Raw genomic sequence first — 17,939 nt, 5'->3', positions numbered from 1 at the left:
CTCTACCGGTCGGGCTCGACGCGCCGGAATGCCCGCAACAGGGCAAGGTCGTAGCCGATCTTGAGCAGGCCACAGGCCACCAGCGGGGCAGCAGCCCAGCCCATTGCCAGCATCGCCCCCGCCAGAGTGGGCCCAAGCGCGGCGGCCAGGCTTCTCGGTACCGCCGTCAGGCTGGCCGCCGCCGGCCGCTCAGGCGGTGTCACCACGGCCATCACATAGGCGGTGCGGGTCGGCACATCCATCTGAGATAGCGCGCTGCGGGCCAGCAGCAGTACCAGCGTCGGCAGCAGCGCAGGCGCCATGGCCGCGGCAATCAGGCACAGGCTGGACGGGATATGCGTGAACACCATGGTGTTCAGCAGGCCGAAGCGGCGTGCCAGGGGCACGGCCACGAGCTGCGAGCCCGCCGACAACAGCCCGGCCCAGAAGAAGAACCGGCCTGCGTCGCCCGGCGACAGGCCGAAGCGCTGCATCAGCCAGAGCGACAACAGGGCATTGACCACCAGCCCGCCGGCGAAGGCGTCCACGCTGAACAGCAACGCCAGGCGCATGACAATGCCGCGCGATGCGCCCAGCGGCACGCGCGGAGCGTCCGCATGCGGGTCGCGCACCGGCAACCGGGCGTAGAGCCACCACAGCGCCCCTCCCGCCAGCGCGTACAGCACGAACATCGCCCGCATGGCCCCCAGTGGCGAAAGCATGCCGTGCCCCGCAACCCAGCCCGGCAGCGCCGCCGCCAGCGCGCCGAAGGCCGATGCCAGCGAACCGCTCAGGCTGTAGCGCGCAAACAGGGCCGTGCGCGCCTGCGGCCCTGCTGCATCCGCCAGGCGCGCATGCTCCAGCGGCAGGAACAGGCTGACATCGCCGGAGCCGGGATTGATCGTGCCGACAAAGGCGACGATCACCAGCGGCCACAGCGAGGACAGCCCGGCAAAGCCGATGCCGGTCGCCACCATCAGCGCCGCGGCCAGCGTCAGCATGCGCCGCAACGGATAGCGGTGTCCAAGCATGCCGACCAGGATCGTCGCCAGCGCGGACCCGATCAGCGTGGCGCTGCCGATCAGGCCGACCGCGAGCGGGTCGAAGCCGAGCGCCAGCAGGTACGCCGGCAGCAGGACGGCGACGAAGCCGTCGCAGATGCCGCGCAGGGCGCGGCCTGCCAGCAGCGTCAGGGCAACCGGGTCGGCACCCGGCGGCAGGACGAAATTGGCGAGCCCAGCCCGCATCGGCGTGCCTCTAAGGTCTGTTCCCATATATAACGTACGCGCACGGGATCCAGGAGTCTTGGCGCGTGTTCATGAACCGATCATAGGACTGCCATAGGCTTCTCTTCGATGAGGTGGCGATTTCTACAAAGCCTGGGGCTGAGGCTCGGGTTTTGCGCGGACGATGTATCGTCAACGCCATCCGTGTCAGCAAATCGTCAAGAAACTGTCCTAGGGTGAAGATTTAGCGCTCCAGACTCTGCTTCGCACCGCGAAGCTGCCTGGAATCACCTGCAGGAGGGACCATGTCGGTCAAACTCAGGTGCTGGTCGGAAGATGGCGAAGAAGTCGTCGACGTTCCCGGGGCCACGCTGGCCGCACAGGTCGCGCAGGCCACGGCGCAACATGCGCCCGACGCACCTCAGCCCCCGGCAGAGTTCACCAAGTGGACGATGCCCGATGATCCGGACCGCTACGCAGACTTTGCGTAGCCCATGCGGCACCTGGCGCATGCTGCCGGGTGCCGTCCCGCCCAACGTCCCCCTCTCTCCGGCCAGGTTGCGCGCTCGCCCAAGCAGGGCGCGCGCGGCCCGCAGCTTTCCCCATCCCTCACTCCGGAAAGGCTGATATCTCGCTTTGTGCATAGGACGCGGCGACGCGTTTTCATATGCTTCGGTCATCGCGCTGCACCCTTCTGCTCGCAGCGAGAACGTTGACCTGGAGACATCAATGCCCTTGTTCCTTAACGAAGTCTGGCTTGGCGACATCAAGCCGGAACTGATCGAAGAGGCCGTGACCTTCTTCGGCAATCTGAGCGTCGGCACCAAGCCCGACAACCTCCCGCCCGACCTGCGCATGATCGCCGGCCCCTGGCTCTCGGCCGAGGAGGCGAAGGTGATGTTCATCTTCGAGATCGACGACCCGTCGACGATGTTCGATGCCTACGCCGAGCGAGTGGTCAGCGGCCTGTTCGCGCGGCGCAAGCTGACGCTGCTGTCGGGCTGGGACCAGATGAAGGCCTATACCGACCGCGTGGCGAGCGCCTGATCCACATCGAACCAAGGAGAACGAAGATGCCGAAGTTTTTCAATGAAGTGTGGCTGCGCGATATGTCGCCCAAGACCATGCAGGGGGTCGTGGACTTCCTCGGAAACCTGCGCAATGGCGTGCGTCCGCACAACCTGCCCAGCGACCTGAAACTGCTCGCGGGCCCGTGGCTGTCCAACGAAGAAGCGAAGGTCTACTTCGTCTTCGAGATCGACGACCCGACCGAGACGTTCGAAGCCTTTGCCGAACGCGTGGCAGACGGGCTGTTCGTGAAGCGCCGCCTCACGCTGATCCAGGACTGGGACGGTGCGCGCAGCTTTTCCAAATACCTCAGCGGCCGGCAGTTGAAGGCGGCATAGGCAAGGCAGGCATTCCAAGCCACAGGCGGCCCCGGCGGCCGCCGCCGCGCGATAGCGCAGGACACTACAAGACCAGACCGCAGGAGACAAACAATGAGCGGTATCAACAGCGGGCGCCGCCTGGCGCTCAAGCAGGGTATTGCCCTGGCGGCGGCCTCTGCCGCCTCTGGACTGATGCTCCACACCCCCGCGCGTGCGGCGGGGCAGACGTACAACTACAAGCTCGGGATCGCGCTGGACGCGACCCATCCGACGACCGTCAACCTTACCGCCGCCGCGGCCGAGATCGCCCGTGTCTCCAACGGCCGCCTGAACATCCGCGTATTTCCGAACAGCCAGCTCGGCAGCGATACCGACATGGTGTCGCAGGTGCGCTCTGGCGCCATCGATCTCGTCAGTACGGCTGGCCTGATCTGGGGCACGCTGGTGCCGGCGGCGTCGGTGAGCGGGATCGGCTTTGCGTTTCCAAGCTACGAGCACGTCTGGAAGGCCATGGACGGCGAACTCGGCGCGCATATCCGCGGCGCGTTCGCGAAGGTCAACCTGATGCCGCTGCCGAAGATCTGGGACCACGGCTTCCGCCAGGTCACCAGCAGCAACCGGCAGATCAACACGCCGCAGGACCTGAGCGGCTTCAAGATCCGCGTGCCGCTGAGCCCGGCCCTCACGTCGATGTTCAAGGCCTTCGGCGCGGCACCTGCGGGCATCAACATGGCCGAGACCTACACCGCGCTGCAGACGAAGATCGTCGACGGGCAGGAGAATCCGCTGACGATCCTGGGCACGCAGCGGCTCTACGAGGTCCAGAAGTACTGCTCGCTGACGTCGCACGTATGGGACGGCTTCTGGCTCGTCGCGAACCTGCGCACGTGGAACGCGCTGCCCGAGGACCTGCGCCAGCTCGCCGCTACCACGTTCGATACATACGCCCTCAAACAACGCCAGGCGGTGGATGCGCTCAATACCCGTCTGCGCGATGAACTGAAGGGCCGCGGCATGGTCTTCAACCAGCCTGACGTGAAGGCCTTCCGCGACTACCTGAGCAAGGCCGGCTTCTACCGGGACTGGCAGAAGAAGTTCCCGGCCGAGACCTGGGCGCTGCTGGAAAAGTACTCGGGCAAGCTGGTCTAGTCCCAGCCCCCTTCTTCAATCGGTTTCCGCTGGCCGGTGGCATTCCGCCACCGCCACGGCGGCGCTCACACTCAAGATACTGGAGACATCATGGCATTCATCGCGCGCGTGGCATCGCTCATCACGCTGGGCCTTACCCTTTCCTGCGTGGGCACGCAAAGTGCCGCGGCGCAGGAGGCCAGGGGCAAGTACATGAAGACGCCGACCGGCTACCTGATGGTGCTGCGGCATGGCGACAACGTGCTGCAGAACCTCGAGCAACTGGCGCGGGAGGAGAAGATTCCAAGCGCCAGCTTCGTCGGCATCGGCTTCATGTCGGAGGCGACCTTCGGCTTCTACGACTTCGGCCGCAAGCAGTTCGACCCGAAGACGTACCGCAATGTCGAGATGGCCAACATGACCGGGTCCATCGCGTGGAAAGAGGGCAAGCCGTCGATCCATGCGCACGGCACGGTGACGGACGGCACCTTCCAGGGCGCGGGCGGCCACCTGCTCGGACTGACCGTGGGCACCGGGTCGTGCGAGATCACGGTCACGGTCTACCCGCAACGGCTGGAACGCTTCGTCGATCCCGAAATCCAGGCCAACGTCCTTGGCTTGCCGCAGCAATGACGGAGGCGGGACATGTCCACGCATATGGTCGATATCAATGCCCCGCGCATGGAACCGCATGCCGGGGCGCTAGCGGGCGGTACACCCGCGCGCGTACTGCGGCTCGCCGACAAGGCTTTGGGCGTGATGTCCGAAGTGCCGGCCGCGCTGCTCGTGGTGGCCGAGATCGGCGTGCTGTTCAGCGGCGTGCTGAGCCGCTATGTCCTGCACACGCCGCTGGTGTGGGTCGATGAACTGGCCTCGCTGCTGTTCATCTGGCTGATCATGCTAGGTGCCGCGGTGGCGTTCCGGCGCGGCAGCCACATGCGCATGACGGCCCTCGTCGATGCGGCGGCGCCGAAATGGCGCGGCGTGTTCGAACTCGTGGCAACCGTGGCCGCGCTGACATGGCTCGCGCTGGTTGCGCATCCGGCCTGGGAGTTTGCAAGCGAGGAGGCGGTGGTGACCATGCCGGCGCTGGACATCTCCAACGCCTGGCGCGCTGCCGCGCTGCCGCTTGGCATTGCACTGATCCTGCTGATGAGCGTGGTACGGCTGCTGTCCACGTCGAGCCTGCGCATGGCGTTGCTCGCGCTGGTCGCGTGTGGTGCCGTGGTGGGTGGCCTGGTCATGCTGCAGCCGGTCCTGCAAGGGCTAGGCAATGCCAACCTGCTTGTGTTCTTTGTCGGCATCGTGGGTTTGCTGGTCTTCACCGGCGTGCCCATTGCCTTCTCGTTCGGCCTTGCCACGTTCGGCTACCTGTCGCTGACCACGTCCACGCCGACCATCGTCGTGATCGGCCGCATGGACGAAGGCATGTCGCACCTGATCCTGCTCGCGGTGCCGATGTTCGTGTTCCTGGGCGTGCTGATCGAGATGACGTCGATGGCGCGCGCCATGGTGCAGTTCCTGGCCAACCTGCTCGGCCATATCCGCGGCGGCCTGTCGTACGTGCTGATCGGCGCGATGTATCTCGTGTCGGGCATCTCGGGTTCCAAGGCGGCAGACATGGCGGCCGTGGCGCCGGCGCTGTTCCCGGAGATGAAGAAGCGTGGCGCCAATGAAGGCGACATGGTGGCGCTGCTCTCGGCCACCGGAGCACAGACCGAGACGGTGCCGCCAAGCCTGGTGCTGATCACCATTGGGTCCGTGACGGGCATCTCGATTGCCGACCTGTTCACGGCAGGCCTGATGCCGGGCATCGTCCTGGCCCTGGTGCTGGGCCTGGTGGTCTGGTGGCAGGCCCGCAAAACCGGCGCAGCGTGCAGTCCGCGCGCCACGCGGGCAATGATCGGCAAGAGTCTGGTGGTGGCGCTGCCTGCGCTGGCGTTGCCGTTCGTGGTCCGCGCTGCAGTGGTGGAAGGTGTGGCGACGGCGACCGAGGTTTCCACCATCGGCATCGTCTACGCGCTCATCGTTGGCCTGCTCGTGTACCGCAAGCTCGACCTCAGGCAACTCTGGCCCGCGCTCGTTGATACGGCGGCGTTGTCGGGGGCGATCCTGCTGATCATCGGCACCGCTACCGGCATGGCATGGTCGCTCACGCAGTCCGGCTTCTCCGGCGACCTGGCCGCGGCGATGGCGCAACTGCCGGGTGGTGCTCCCGCGTTCATGGCCGTTTCCATCATCGCCTTCGTGTTGCTGGGCAGCGTGCTCGAGGGCATTCCCGCCATCGTCCTGTTCGGGCCGCTGCTATTCCCGATCGCGCGCCAGCTCGGCATCCACGACGTGCATTACTCGATGGTGGTCGTGCTGGCGATGGGCATCGGCCTGTTCGCGCCGCCGTTCGGCGTCGGCTACTACGCGGCCTGCGCCATCAGCCGCACGAAGCCGAGCGAGGGCGTGCGCCATATCTGGCGCTACATGACTTTCCTGTTCATCGGCACCGTCGTCGTCGCGGCCGTGCCCTGGATTTCCACCGGTTTCCTCCATCACTGATCGTCCCATGAAATTCGCAGCCTTCGTCGAGTACGCCAACGAGCCCGAGCGCATCGCGCAGTTCAGGGCCGCTCACCGCGCCTATCTGCAGGACCTGTTGCAACGGGGACGGCTGGTCATTGCCGGTCCGTTCGCCGACGGTAGTGGCGCCCTGTTCGTGTACGAGGCCGCCAATGAAAGCGAGGCCACCAAGCTCGCAGCCAACGACCCCTTCGCGAAAGCGTCGCTGTTCAAGGGCGTCCTCATGAAGCCCTGGAAGCTCGTGTTCGCGAGCACCGACAACCTGACCCTTGCACTGTGAGGCGCACATGACCATGGATACCTCCATCCTGCAAGGACTGGCCACCTCGCTTCGCCACGCGGCGCAGGAGCGCCAGCCGATCCCGCCGGTGCGCGAAGCATTGGCCGGCATGGGCGTCGACGGCGCCTATGCGGTCCAGGACATCAACACCGCTTACTACCTCGAGACCGGGCGGCGCCTGACGGGTCGCAAGATCGGCCTGACCTCGAAGTCGGTGCAGCAGCAACTGGGCGTCGATGCGCCCGATTTCGGCATGCTGTTCGCCGACATGGAGCTTGCCCCCGACGAAGAGGTGGCGCCTGGGCGCGTGCTGCAGCCCAAGGTCGAGGCCGAAGTCGCCGTGGTGCTCGAGCGCGACCTGACGCACGAACACGTGACGCTGTCGCAGCTCATGTCGGCCATTGGCTATGTGCTGCCGGCCGTCGAGATTGTCGGCAGCCGTATCCGGGACTGGGACATCCGCTTGCTCGACACGATTGCCGACAACGCCTCGTCCGGCCTGTACGCGCTGGGAACGCAGCCACGGAAGCTGTCGGAAGTGGACCTGCGCACGTGCGGCATGCTCATGGAGCGCAAGGGCGACGTTGTCTCGCTCGGCGTGGGCGCCGCCTGCCTCGGGCATCCGCTCAACGCCGCGCTGTGGCTGGCCCGCAAGATGGCTGAAGTCGGCCGGCCGCTGCAGGCAGGCGACGTCATCATGACCGGAGCGCTCGGGCCCATGGTCACTGTCTCGCCGGGCGACGTCATCGATACCACCATCGCAGGCCTCGGCGCCGTCCGCACGGCATTTGCATCGAACTGAACAGGAGCAAGGAATGCCAACGAGAAAGATCAAGGCCGCCATCATCGGCAGCGGCAACATCGGTACCGACCTGATGATCAAGATCCTGCGGCATGGCCGCCATGTGGAGCTTGCCGTCATGGTCGGCATCGACCCGCAGTCCGAAGGCCTGGCGCGCGCGGCGCGCCTCGGCGTGGCGACGACGCATGAAGGCGTGGAAGGCCTGACGCGCCTGCCCGCGTTCGCCGACATCGAACTCGTGTTCGATGCCACCAGTGCCGCCGCGCATGTCGCCAACGACCGCTTCCTGCGGGAGATCAAGCCGGACGTGCGCATGGTGGACCTTACGCCTGCGGCTATCGGACCCTACTGTGTGCCAGTGGTCAATGGCGATAGCTCCCTCGACGCGAAGAACGTCAACATGGTCACCTGCGGCGGACAGGCCACCATTCCTATCGTGGCCGCGGTGTCTCGGGTAGCCAAGGCACGTTATGCGGAGATCGTGGCCAGCATTTCGAGCCGCTCCGCAGGGCCGGGCACGCGCGCGAATATCGACGAGTTCACCGAGACCACTTCGCGCGCGATCCAGACCGTGGGCGGGGCTGAGCGTGGCAAGGCCATTATCGTCCTGAACCCGGCCGAGCCGCCGCTGATGATGCGCGACACGGTCTACGTCCTGAGCGAGCCGGCCAGCGAGGCGCAGATTGCCGCTTCAGTCGAGGAAATGGTGGCGGCCGTGCAGCGCTACGTGCCGGGCTACCGGCTCAAGCAGGCCGTCCAGTTCGACCCTGTGCAGGATCTGAACGTGCCGGGAATTGGCCGCATCAGCGGACTGAAGACCACCGTGCTGCTGGAAGTCGAAGGCGCGGCGCACTACCTGCCGGCGTATGCGGGCAACCTGGACATCATGACCAGCGCCGCCTTGTCGACTGCCGAGCGCATCGCGCAGCGCATGGCCGAATGCACGGCCGCTGCTATCTGAAGGAGCCGAAAGTGAGCAAGAAGATCTACGTTTCCGACGTCACGCTGCGCGATGGCAGCCATGCCATCCGTCATCAGTACAGCGTCGAGCAGGTGCGGACCATAGCACGCGCGCTCGACGAGGCCGGTGTCGACTCCATTGAGGTCGCGCATGGCGACGGCTTGCAGGGGTCGAGCTTCAATTATGGGTTCGGCGCGCACACGGACCTGGAATGGATCGAGGCGGTCGCGGACGTCGTCAAGCACGCCAGGATCGCGACCTTGCTGCTGCCTGGCATCGGCACGGTGCATGACCTCAAGGAAGCCTACGCCGCCGGCGCGCGCGTGGTGCGCGTGGCCACGCACTGCACGGAGGCCGATGTCGCCCGCCAGCATATCGAGACCGCGCGCGAGCTCGGCATGGACACCGTGGGTTTCCTGATGATGAGCCATATGACGACGCCCGCAAAGCTGGCCGCGCGGGCCAAGCTCATGGAAAGCTATGGCGCTACCTGCTGCTACGTGGTCGATTCTGGCGGCGCGCTCGGCATGGAGGATGTGCGCCACCGCATCCGCGCATTCAAGGACACGCTCAACGCGGAGACCGAAGTCGGCATCCACGCGCACCACAATCTCTCGCTGGGGGTGGCGAATTCGATCGTGGCGGTGGAAGAGGGCTGCGACCGCGTCGATGCGAGCCTGGCCGGCATGGGCGCCGGCGCGGGGAACGCGCCGCTCGAGGTGTTCATCGCCGCCGCCGATAGGCTTGGCTGGAACCATGGTTGCGACCTGTTCGGCCTGATGGATGCGGCAGAAGACCTCGTGCGGCCGCTGCAGGACCGCCCGGTCCGCGTCGACCGTGAAACGCTGGCGCTGGGCTACGCCGGTGTCTACTCGAGCTTCCTCAGGCATTCCGAGGCAGCCGCCGCGAAGTACGGCATCAAGGCTGTCGATATCCTCGTCGAACTTGGCAAGCGGCGCATGGTCGGTGGCCAGGAAGACATGATCGTCGACGTGGCGCTCGACCTGCTGCGCCAGCGCGAGGCGGCCGGGACGGCAAACGTGCAGTGAGACGTCGCCGCGCCGCGGCTCAGGCCTTCCGCGTCAGCTTCCGGATCAGGTCGATGACGGTCCGGCTGGCGTAGGTCAGTGGCCGCTGCGTGCTGGTGGCCAGCACCAGCGTGCGTGTCAGTACGGGGTCGGTGATGCGGCTCACGGCAATGCGCCCGAGCTGCATCTCGACTTCCACCGCCTGCCGCGTGAGGATCGTGTACGCGGCACCGTTCGCGACGATTTCGCGCATGGCGGTCAGCGAATCGACCTCGATCTGGGTGTTCAGGTGGACGCCCGCCTTCTTCGCCTCATCCAGCAGCATCATGTGGAAGCCGTCCGGCGCGCCGGGCAGCACCAGCGGCAGCGCTGCGGCATCGGCGAACCTGCAGCTTGGCTTGGCGACATTCGGGTCGCCCGCACGCGCGATCAGATAGAGCTCGTCGGTGGCAAGCTTTTCGTCCGTCTTGTGGATGCGCTCGCCATACCGCGAGAACACGCCCACGTCCGTACGGCCACTGGCCAGCGCCTCTTCGATATTGCCCGCGAAGCCCTCCATCAGCCGCAGCTCGATCTTCGGGAAGTCTGCGCGCACGCGCTGGAACAGCGGGCCGACGATCTGCTGCGTGATCGATGCCTGCAGGGCCAGCCTGACGGGCCCGCTCGGGACTTCGGCCTGGTCCCGGATATCGTTCTTGAGCTGCTCGAATTCGCCGAGCAACGTCTTTACGCGCGGCATGATGGATTGCCCGAACTCCGTCAGCACTACGCCGCGTCCGGTGCGGTAGAACAGCTTCGCGCCGAACTCGCTTTCCAGCGCGGAAATGTGCTTGCTGAGCGCGGACTGCGCGATGCCGCGCGACGCGCAGACCTTGCTGAGGCTGCCGGCTTCGACGATGTCGGATAACAGTTGTAGGTGCTTGATGTCCATCGCCTGTCTGCGTCTGTGGAGTCGTGTCCCGTGGCGTCGACTGGAAGGCCGCTGCCGATGCCACGAACCGTGGCCACGCGGTCGCGACGATTGTAGCGAATGGGCTGCGCAACAGCGTTCCGTCAAGGCGTTTTTCGATGCATGCGCGAAAGCAGGGACGGGCGCCAGCCTGTACCATCGCGCCTGGGCCGCCAGGCCCGGCAGTAGCAACAGACAGACGTGGCAATTCGTGGGGAAGGGAATGGCATTGCAGGCAGGGATCGGAAGGACTTTTGTATCAGGCGAGGCGGGCAGGATCGAGCTGATTGTTGATGCGCCGCGCACGGCGGTTCGTGGCATCGCCGTCATCGCGCACCCGCATCCGCTGCAGGGCGGCACGGCCACGCACAAGGTCCCGCACGTGCTCGCGAAAGCGCTGGCCGCAAGGGGTTATGTGGCAGTGCGCCCGAATTTCCGCGGCGTCGGCGAAACGGAAGGCGAGCACGATGCCGGGGACGCGGAGACGACGGACACTGTTGCCGTCATCCACTACCTCAGACGGGAGTACCCTGGCCTGCCGCTGGTCCTAGCAGGGTTCTCGTTCGGCGCGTATGTCATGGCGCGCACGGTGGAAGTGCTGCGCGGCCAGGGGCTGCCATGCCCGCATCTGATTCTCACCGGTATGCCGTGGGGGACCATCCCCGGGCACCGGAGCTATGAGACGCCTCCCGTCCCGCCGACGACGCTGGTCGTGCATGGCGAAAAGGACGAGCGCGTGCCGCTCGGCGCCGTGCTCGACTGGGCCAGGCCGCAGGACCTGCCCGTCGTGGTGGTGCCGGGCGCCAATCACTTCTTCACCGGAAAGCTCGCTGCGCTGGAGCGCGTGGTCGGCGGCTATCTCGACCATCTTCCGGCGCCGGAAGCGGGCCCCTGACCTGGCGCATCGGGCGATCGTGGCGAAAGTTGATCATCAGTCACGTTGTGTAACGCACTGTAAACAGCCGCAAGACGCCACGTCGTTGTGATTTTAAATGAGAACGATTATCCTTTTTCCTGCGATCCCAACTGTGGCTTAACTGTCACAGTACCTCTGCGGCCCCCGCCGCCCATCCACAGCAATGACCGAAACCGAGCCGGCATCTGGCCAGCAGCGTCGCGCCTTCTGGCTCAAGCATCTCCATCAATGGCACTGGATCAGTTCCGCGATCTGCCTGATCGGGATGCTGCTGTTCGCCGTGACCGGCTTCACGCTCAATCATGCCGGCCAGATCGAGGCCTCGCCGAGCGTGGTGACGCGCCAGGCCATGGCGCCGGCCAGCCTGCTTTCGGCGCTGAAATCTGCCATGCCGGCTGCCTCGGGCAGTGGGCGTGATGCCAAGAGTGCGGTGCCGCCGGCGCTGGCTGACTGGCTGTCGCGTGAACTGGACATCGACGCCAGCGGGCGCGAGGCGGAATGGTCCGCCGACGAAGTCTACGTGTCGCTGCCCCGTCCGGGCGGCGATGCCTGGGTCAGCCTGGCGCTGGACACCGGCGAGACCCAGTACGAGACAACCACGCGTGGCGTCATCTCGTACCTGAACGACCTGCACAAGGGCCGCAACACCGGCCATGCGTGGAGCCTGTTCCTGGATGTGTTCGCGCTGGCCTGCCTGGTGTTCAGCGTGACCGGCCTGTTCCTGCTCAAGCTGCATGCCGCCGGCCGCGTGGCCACGTGGCCGCTAGTGGGGCTGGGGCTGGTGGTGCCGCTGTTGCTGGCCATCCTGTTCATCCACTGACCCGATTGACCCGATCCGCTCCGATCTTTCCTGCATCTTCCTGACGAGGTTTTCCGATATGCGCCGACTGCTCACCGTCACCCTCTCCGGCATGGCCGCCGTTCCGCTGGCCGGTCCGGCCTTCGCGGCAGACATGAACGTGAAGGTGGAAATCCCGCGCCTGAACGTGGCGGAATACCACCGCCCCTACGTCGCGGTCTGGGTGGAACGCGCCGACCAGAGCCCGGTGTCGACGCTGGCGGTCTGGTACGACCTCAAGAACAAGGAAGGCACCAAGTGGCTCAAGGACATGCGCCAGTGGTGGCGCAAGGCTGGCCGCGACCTGCAGATGCCGGCCGACGGCATTACCGGCGCCACGCGCGCGCCTGGCGAGCACATGCTCACTTTCACGGACGGCAAGGCTCCGCTGGGCAAGCTGCCCGCCGGCAGCTACCAGCTCGTGGTCGAGGCCGCGCGCGAAGTGGGTGGCCGCGAACTGCTGCGCGTGCCCTTCACCTGGCCGCCGCAATCGGCACAGACTGCGCGCGCCAAGGGCGAGCATGAACTGGGCGGCGTGACTGTCGACCTGAAGCCCTGATGCCCCTGATGCCCCTGATGCCCCTGATGCCCCTGATGCCCCTGATGCCCCTGATGCACTGATTCCAACCGGAGACCGACGATGAAGACGATCCGATCGCGCCTTTCCACCCGCCTCGCCGTGCTGGCCCTGGCGGCCATGGCCCCGCTGGCGGCCCATGCCCACCGCCAGTGGTTGCTGCCGTCAGCCACGGTGCTGTCCGGCAACGATACCTGGGTGACGGTGGATGCCGCTGTCTCCAACGACCTGTTCTACTTCGAACACGTGCCGCTGCGCCTGGACAACCTGGTCGTGACCGGGCCGGACGGCAGCGCCGTGAAGGCAGAGAACGCTTCCACCGGCCGTTACCGCAGCACCTTCGACTTGCACCTGACCCAGCCCGGCACCTACCGCGTGGCGGTGGTCAACCAGGGCCTGTTCGCGAGCTACAAGGAGAACGGTCAGACCAAACGCTGGCGCGGCACCGCCGATACGTTCGCGAAGGAAGTGCCCGCTAACGCCCAGGACCTGCAAGTGACACAGGCCGAAGGCCGCGTCGAGTCCTTCGTCACGAACGGCAAGCCCAGCAGCCAGGGCCTGGCCACCAGCGGCCGCGGCCTGGAATTGGCGCCGATCACGCACCCGAACGACCTGGTTGCCGGCGACACGGCCAGCTTCCGCCTGCTGCTAGACGGCAAGCCCGCGTCCAACCTGAAGGTTGCCGTGGTGCCGGGCGGCATCCGCTACCGTGACCAACTGCAGGAATTCAGCGCCACCACCGACGGCGACGGCAAGTTCAGCGTCAAGTGGCCGGCCCCGGGCATGTACTGGATGGAAGCCGAGGTCCGCGACGACAAGACCTCGGTCAAGGCCGCCAAGACGCGCCGTGCCACCTACGCGGTGACGGTTGAAGTGCTGCCGCAGTAAGCCGCCTGGAGGGCCTGTCCGCTTGAACCGCGTCCTGATCCCGCTTGCCCTGTCCGCGCCGCCGGTGCCACCCGGCGCGCAGGCGCGCGCGCAGCGTTGGGGTGGCGAGACCATGGGCACCACGTGGTCGGTGGTGGCCATGCTGCCGCCGCAGGCCGATGCCGGCGCGCTGGAGCAGGGCATTCGCGCCGTGCTGGACGGCGTGATCGCGCAGATGAGCAACTGGGAGCCGGATTCGGACGTCAGCCGGTTCAACCGCGCCGCCGCCGGCACGTGGGTGGCGCTGCCGGCAGACTGCCTGCGCGTGCTGGCGTGCGCGCTGCAGGTGGCGCGCGACAGCGGCGGCGCCTACGACCCCAGCGCCGGTCCGCTGGTGGACCTGTGGGGCTTTGGTCCGGCGCCGCGGCGCAGTGCGCCACCGTCTCCCGATCAGGTCGCGCAGGTCAGGCTCCGGTGCGGCTGGGACCGTGTCCTGGTCGATGCCGAAGGCGGCCGGGCTCTGCAGCCCGGCGGCGTGTCGCTCGACTTCAGCGCCATTGCCAAGGGCTTCGCGGTGGATGCTGTCGCGCAATATCTGGAAGCCCAGGGTGTGGCGCACCACCTGACCGAGATCGGCGGGGAACTGCGGGGCCACGGCGTCAAGCCGGACGGCATGCCGTGGTGGGTGGCGCTGGAAACGCCGCCTGACGACGGGCTTGCCACGCAGGAACAAACGCTGGCTGCGCTGCACGGCCTGTCCGTGGCGACCTCCGGTGACTACCGGCGCTTCTTCGACAGCGAAGGCCGGCGCTATGCGCACACCATCGACCCGCGCACCGGTTATCCCGCCAGCCATGCGCTGGCGTCGGTGACGGTGCTGCACGCCGAATGCATGATGGCCGATGCGCTTTCCACCGCCCTGACCGTGCTCGGCCCGCAGGCCGGCATGGAGCACGCGCGCCGGCATGGCCTTGCCGCGCGTTTCCTGGTGCGTATGCCGGGCGGTTTCGACGAACATCTTTCCCCGGCCTTTGCCGAGATGCTGGCATGAGCCGCTCTGTCACATGCTGGCTGGCCGCCGTGGCCGGCGCCTGCCTGGCCATGCTGAGCCCGTCGCGCGCCGGCATGGCAGCGGGCGTGCTGCTGGCCTATGCGGGGTTCTGCGGCGCCGTGTTCGCACACCACCGAAGCCGGCGCGCGCGCGTCACGGCACTGGCCGGCGGTGGTGCGGACCAGGACGGTGCCACGCTGGTGGCCTACGCCAGCCAGACCGGCTTTGCCGAGCAACTGGCCATGCAGACCGCCACAGCGCTGCAGGGTGCCGGCATGCCGGTGCACCTGCTCTCATTCGCCGATCTCGACGCAGGCCGCCTCGCCAGTTTCCGGCAGGCGCTGTTCGTGGTCAGCACCACTGGCGAAGGCGACGCGCCCGACAGTGCTTCAGGGTTTGCCCGCCGCCTGCTTGCCGGTGGCGGCCAGGATGCGCTGCGCCAGCTGCGCTATGGCGTGCTGGCGCTCGGCGACAGCAGCTACGCGCGCTTCTGTGCATTCGGCCATGCCTTGTCGGACTGGCTGCAGCGCCACCATGCGCGGCCGCTGTTCGACCTGATCGAAGTCGACAACGGCGATACCGGCGCGCTGCGGCACTGGCAGAACCACCTGTCCGCGCTCAGCGGCGGCGCGGAGATCGCCGACTGGGTGCGTCCGCGCTATGGCCGCTGGCAGTTAGCGGCGCGTCATCACATGAACCCCGGCAGCCAGGGCGCGCCGGCCTTCCACCTCGTGCTCCGGCCCGAGGCCGCCCTGCCGGACTGGCAGCCCGGCGACATCGCCGAGATCGGCCCCTGCCATGACCCGGCCGACATCGACCGCCTGCTCGACACGCTGTCCATGGACGGCGCCACGCCGGTACGCTGCGACGGCCAGGCGATGACGCTGGCCGAAGCGCTGGCCACGCGCCTGCTGCTGCCCGAAGCACACCTGGCCACGATGCGGGCCTTGCCGCCGCAGCAGCTCGTCGACGCGCTCTCGCCGCTGCCGCATCGCGAGTATTCGATTGCCTCGTTGCCGCAGGATGGGCAGCTCGAACTGCTGGTGCGGCAGACCCGCCATGCCGATGGGCGACTCGGGTTGGCATCCGGGTGGCTGACCAGCCATGCGCCTGTGGTGGCGCGTATCGCGCTGCGCATCCGCACCAATCGCAGCTTCCATCCTCCGGCTGAGGATCGCCCGCTGGTGTTGATCGGCAACGGGACCGGCCTGGCCGGGCTCCGCAGCCACCTGAAGGCGCGCGCGCTGGCCGGGCGGCATCGCAACTGGCTGTTCTTCGGCGAGCGTTCGGCGCGGCATGACAACTTCTTTGCCGATGAACTGGCGGCCTGGCAGGCCGATGGAGTGCTGGAGCGGCTGGACCTTGTCTATTCCCGCGACGGCAATGCCTTGCGCTACGTGCAGGATGCGTTGTGCGAGCACGCAGCGGCATTACGCGAATGGGTCGAGGCCGGTGCGGCGATCTACGTCTGCGGCAGCCTGCGGGGCATGGCCGCTGGCGTCAACGACGCGCTTTCCGAGGTGCTCGGCGAGGCGGGTTTGCGTCGGCTGGGCGAGCAGGGACGCTATCGTCGCGACGTCTACTAACCGGCCACGTCAACCCACATACCAGAGGATGCTGACAAACTGGCACGCGCTGCCCGCCAGCACGAACAGGTGCCAGATGCCGTGGAAGTGTTGGACCTTTTCGTCGAACAGGAAGAAGCCGATGCCGGCTGTATAGAGTGCGCCGCCCGCAACCAGCCACCACAGGCCCGGCACGGGCAGTGCTGCGGCCAGCGGCTGGAACGCGATCAGCACAAGCCATCCCATCACCACATAGATCAGCAGCGAAAAGACACGCGTGCGCCGGCCGATCCAGAGTTCCTGCGCAATGCCGATGACGGTGAGTCCCCAGTTGATCCCGAACAGCGTCCAGCCCCACGGGCCACGCAGCGTGACCAGCGCGAATGGCGTATAGCTGCCCGCGATCAGCAGGTAGATGGCGCAATAGTCCAACCGCTGGAACACGTCCTTGGCCGGGCCGCGCAGGCTGTGGTACAGCGTGGAGATGGTGTAGAGCAGAACCAGCGTGGTGCCGTAGACCACTGAACTGACGACCTTCCACGCGTCGTGGTAGAGGGCCGAGGATGTCACCAGCACAGCCATGCCGGCAGCCGCCAGGATGGCTCCGGCCAGATGGCTGTAACCGTTGAATCGTTCGCCGCGATACATGCGCCGTCCTCCGGGAAAACTCAGTCGGTGCGCAATCCGCAGCGTGCGCTGCCATTGCACGAATCCACATTCTGGCACGGTCGCGGCGGGTTTCCGCCGCAAGGCCCTGCCGCGAGTCATGGCTTCGTTGCCGCCACGCGACGTCCATGCGTACCCGTTTCCCGCTGCTGCGCGCGGGCGTGTTCGACGCCAACCTGCCGCTCGCACTGGCCGCGCTGCGTAGCGGTGCTATCCAGGCCTTCGCGCAGGACGGTGCCAAGCTCGGTGCCTTGCTGGCGACGCTACCTCGCGGAACGCGAGAAGAGCGGGGTAGCAGGCCTGATGCTGTTCAGTCAAGGTCTCCATCCCCACCGTCATTCCCGCGAATATCCAAAGGGCAAGTGAGCGGGAATCCAGCGTCTTTCAACGTCACTGGGGCAGTTCCACCGCAGCCAGTGTCGCGACCAGGCCGCCCACCACGCGGCTGCGATGGCCTTTGCCTGTCGTGTCTTCCAGCAGCAACGCGCCGCCGGCAACCAGCGAACGGCGCTCGCCGTCGGAAGCTTCGAACTCCATTTCGCCGTCCAGCATGTAGATCCACATCCGAAACGGAGACGGATGCAGGTCACCCACCCAGCCGGTCGGCACCACCAGGAAGCCATGGCGGACCGCGGGATTCATCGGGGATACCCAGAACGATGGGGCAGGCGGCGCGAAATTGCGTTCGGACATTTCCATCGACAGGGCACCAAAATGGGATTCGCCGGATTCATCGGCATACAGGCGGCCGAATGCCAGCGTGGAATGGTGTGTGGTGTGGTGTGCGGGATTCGGCATGGGGTGCCTCCGGCGTGGGGTATTGGGCCTGTTGTTTTGCTAATCAGTCTAGGTTGCCGGGGAGGCTGTGGTGCTTGGCGGGCGCCGCTGTTTCGCTGGCGTAGCCGGCGGGGTTTTGTCTTGGCAATGACTGTGTCGTCGTTCTTGGCGAGTGCTGCTGTTTCGCCGGCGTAGCCGGCGAGTCACTTTTTGTCCGAAGCGACAAAAAGTAACCAAAAAGCGCGTTTGGTTGCCCTAAGGATGCTCTGCACAAACGCGAATCGAGTGTGATAGGCCGTTTAGCGGACGCTAAATGCCCCGCGACACCAATCTATCAACCCCAAGCGAAGCTGCCTGGCACTCGCCGAGC

Annotated in this window: 20 protein-coding genes; 16 read left to right on the top strand and 4 right to left on the bottom strand. The window is 66.5% G+C overall.

Annotated features, from left to right (window positions below; translation table 11 throughout):
• Positions 1 to 2 precede the first annotated feature (2 nt).
• Entirely contained in the window at positions 3 to 1,226 is a 1,224-nt protein-coding gene (locus LDO29_RS16750) for an MFS transporter (RefSeq protein ID WP_224080923.1), read from the bottom strand.
• 284 nt (positions 1,227 to 1,510) lie between these two features.
• On the opposite strand from LDO29_RS16750, the gene LDO29_RS16745 reads away from it, so the two are divergent.
• The 10 genes from LDO29_RS16745 (at position 1,511) to dmpG (ending at position 9,384) form a co-directional block, all read left to right on the top strand.
• On the top strand, positions 1,511 to 1,696 hold the full coding sequence (locus tag LDO29_RS16745) for a hypothetical protein (RefSeq protein WP_224080922.1): 186 nt from the start codon (positions 1,511 to 1,513) through the stop codon (positions 1,694 to 1,696).
• A gap of 238 nt (positions 1,697 to 1,934) precedes the next feature.
• Positions 1,935 to 2,252: a hypothetical protein gene (locus LDO29_RS16740; RefSeq protein ID WP_224080921.1), complete on the top strand. Its 318-nt coding sequence runs from the start codon at positions 1,935 to 1,937 to the stop codon at positions 2,250 to 2,252.
• Positions 2,253 to 2,278: 26 nt separating this feature from the next.
• Positions 2,279 to 2,611 carry a hypothetical protein gene (locus tag LDO29_RS16735; protein ID WP_224080920.1) on the top strand — a complete coding sequence of 111 codons (333 nt, stop codon included), beginning with the start codon at positions 2,279 to 2,281 and terminating at the stop codon, positions 2,609 to 2,611.
• A 93-nt stretch (positions 2,612 to 2,704) separates the two neighbouring features.
• The gene (locus LDO29_RS16730; RefSeq protein ID WP_224080919.1) at positions 2,705 to 3,742 is read left to right on the top strand and encodes a TRAP transporter substrate-binding protein; all 1,038 of its coding nucleotides are present in this window, start codon (positions 2,705 to 2,707) and stop codon (positions 3,740 to 3,742) included.
• Positions 3,743 to 3,832: 90 nt separating this feature from the next.
• Complete coding sequence (locus LDO29_RS16725; RefSeq protein ID WP_224080918.1) at positions 3,833 to 4,354, top strand: PPC domain-containing DNA-binding protein; 522 nt, start codon at positions 3,833 to 3,835, stop codon at positions 4,352 to 4,354.
• Between the two features lie 48 nt (positions 4,355 to 4,402).
• Positions 4,403 to 6,271 (top strand): TRAP transporter large permease subunit, encoded by a 1,869-nt coding sequence (locus LDO29_RS16720; RefSeq protein ID WP_396022682.1) that lies wholly within the window; start codon positions 4,403 to 4,405, stop codon positions 6,269 to 6,271.
• A 7-nt stretch (positions 6,272 to 6,278) separates the two neighbouring features.
• On the top strand, positions 6,279 to 6,572 hold the full coding sequence (locus LDO29_RS16715) for a YciI family protein (protein ID WP_224080916.1): 294 nt from the start codon (positions 6,279 to 6,281) through the stop codon (positions 6,570 to 6,572).
• Positions 6,573 to 6,579: 7 nt separating this feature from the next.
• Positions 6,580 to 7,374, top strand: a complete 795-nt coding sequence (gene mhpD / locus LDO29_RS16710) for a 2-keto-4-pentenoate hydratase (protein WP_224080915.1) — start codon at positions 6,580 to 6,582, stop codon at positions 7,372 to 7,374.
• A 13-nt stretch (positions 7,375 to 7,387) separates the two neighbouring features.
• The gene (locus LDO29_RS16705; RefSeq protein ID WP_224080914.1) at positions 7,388 to 8,335 is read left to right on the top strand and encodes an acetaldehyde dehydrogenase (acetylating); all 948 of its coding nucleotides are present in this window, start codon (positions 7,388 to 7,390) and stop codon (positions 8,333 to 8,335) included.
• Positions 8,336 to 8,346: 11 nt separating this feature from the next.
• Entirely contained in the window at positions 8,347 to 9,384 is a 1,038-nt protein-coding gene (gene dmpG / locus LDO29_RS16700) for a 4-hydroxy-2-oxovalerate aldolase (protein WP_224080913.1), read from the top strand.
• 19 nt (positions 9,385 to 9,403) lie between these two features.
• On the opposite strand, the gene LDO29_RS16695 is transcribed toward dmpG, so the two are convergent.
• Positions 9,404 to 10,294 (bottom strand): LysR family transcriptional regulator, encoded by an 891-nt coding sequence (locus tag LDO29_RS16695; RefSeq protein ID WP_224080912.1) that lies wholly within the window; start codon positions 10,292 to 10,294, stop codon positions 9,404 to 9,406.
• Positions 10,295 to 10,535: 241 nt separating this feature from the next.
• Here LDO29_RS16695 and LDO29_RS16690 point away from each other — a divergent pair, with 241 nt between their 5' ends.
• The 6 genes from LDO29_RS16690 (at position 10,536) to LDO29_RS16665 (ending at position 16,147) form a co-directional block, all read left to right on the top strand.
• Positions 10,536 to 11,207 carry an alpha/beta hydrolase gene (locus tag LDO29_RS16690; RefSeq protein WP_224080911.1) on the top strand — a complete coding sequence of 224 codons (672 nt, stop codon included), beginning with the start codon at positions 10,536 to 10,538 and terminating at the stop codon, positions 11,205 to 11,207.
• 184 nt (positions 11,208 to 11,391) lie between these two features.
• A complete protein-coding gene (locus LDO29_RS16685) occupies positions 11,392 to 12,048 on the top strand; it encodes a PepSY-associated TM helix domain-containing protein (RefSeq protein ID WP_224080910.1) in 657 nt (218 codons plus the stop codon).
• Between the two features lie 58 nt (positions 12,049 to 12,106).
• Positions 12,107 to 12,625: a DUF2271 domain-containing protein gene (locus tag LDO29_RS16680; RefSeq protein ID WP_224080909.1), complete on the top strand. Its 519-nt coding sequence runs from the start codon at positions 12,107 to 12,109 to the stop codon at positions 12,623 to 12,625.
• 81 nt (positions 12,626 to 12,706) lie between these two features.
• On the top strand, positions 12,707 to 13,531 hold the full coding sequence (locus LDO29_RS16675) for a DUF4198 domain-containing protein (protein ID WP_224080908.1): 825 nt from the start codon (positions 12,707 to 12,709) through the stop codon (positions 13,529 to 13,531).
• 22 nt (positions 13,532 to 13,553) lie between these two features.
• A complete protein-coding gene (locus LDO29_RS16670; protein WP_224080907.1) occupies positions 13,554 to 14,561 on the top strand; it encodes an FAD:protein FMN transferase in 1,008 nt (335 codons plus the stop codon).
• The gene (locus tag LDO29_RS16665) at positions 14,558 to 16,147 is read left to right on the top strand and encodes a sulfite reductase subunit alpha (RefSeq protein WP_224080906.1); all 1,590 of its coding nucleotides are present in this window, start codon (positions 14,558 to 14,560) and stop codon (positions 16,145 to 16,147) included. Before LDO29_RS16670 ends, LDO29_RS16665 begins: the two co-directional genes overlap by 4 nt.
• A gap of 9 nt (positions 16,148 to 16,156) precedes the next feature.
• Here the strand turns inward: LDO29_RS16665 and trhA are convergent, their stop codons facing one another.
• A complete protein-coding gene (gene trhA / locus LDO29_RS16660; protein ID WP_224080905.1) occupies positions 16,157 to 16,774 on the bottom strand; it encodes a PAQR family membrane homeostasis protein TrhA in 618 nt (205 codons plus the stop codon).
• 408 nt (positions 16,775 to 17,182) lie between these two features.
• Entirely contained in the window at positions 17,183 to 17,590 is a 408-nt protein-coding gene (locus tag LDO29_RS16655; RefSeq protein WP_224080904.1) for a cupin domain-containing protein, read from the bottom strand.
• Between the last annotated feature and the right edge of the window lie 349 nt (positions 17,591 to 17,939).

It is taken from the genome of Cupriavidus laharis, from assembly GCF_914271435.1.
GTDB lineage: Bacteria > Pseudomonadota > Gammaproteobacteria > Burkholderiales > Burkholderiaceae > Cupriavidus > Cupriavidus laharis.
This window is presented reverse-complemented; position numbering and strand designations above follow the sequence as displayed.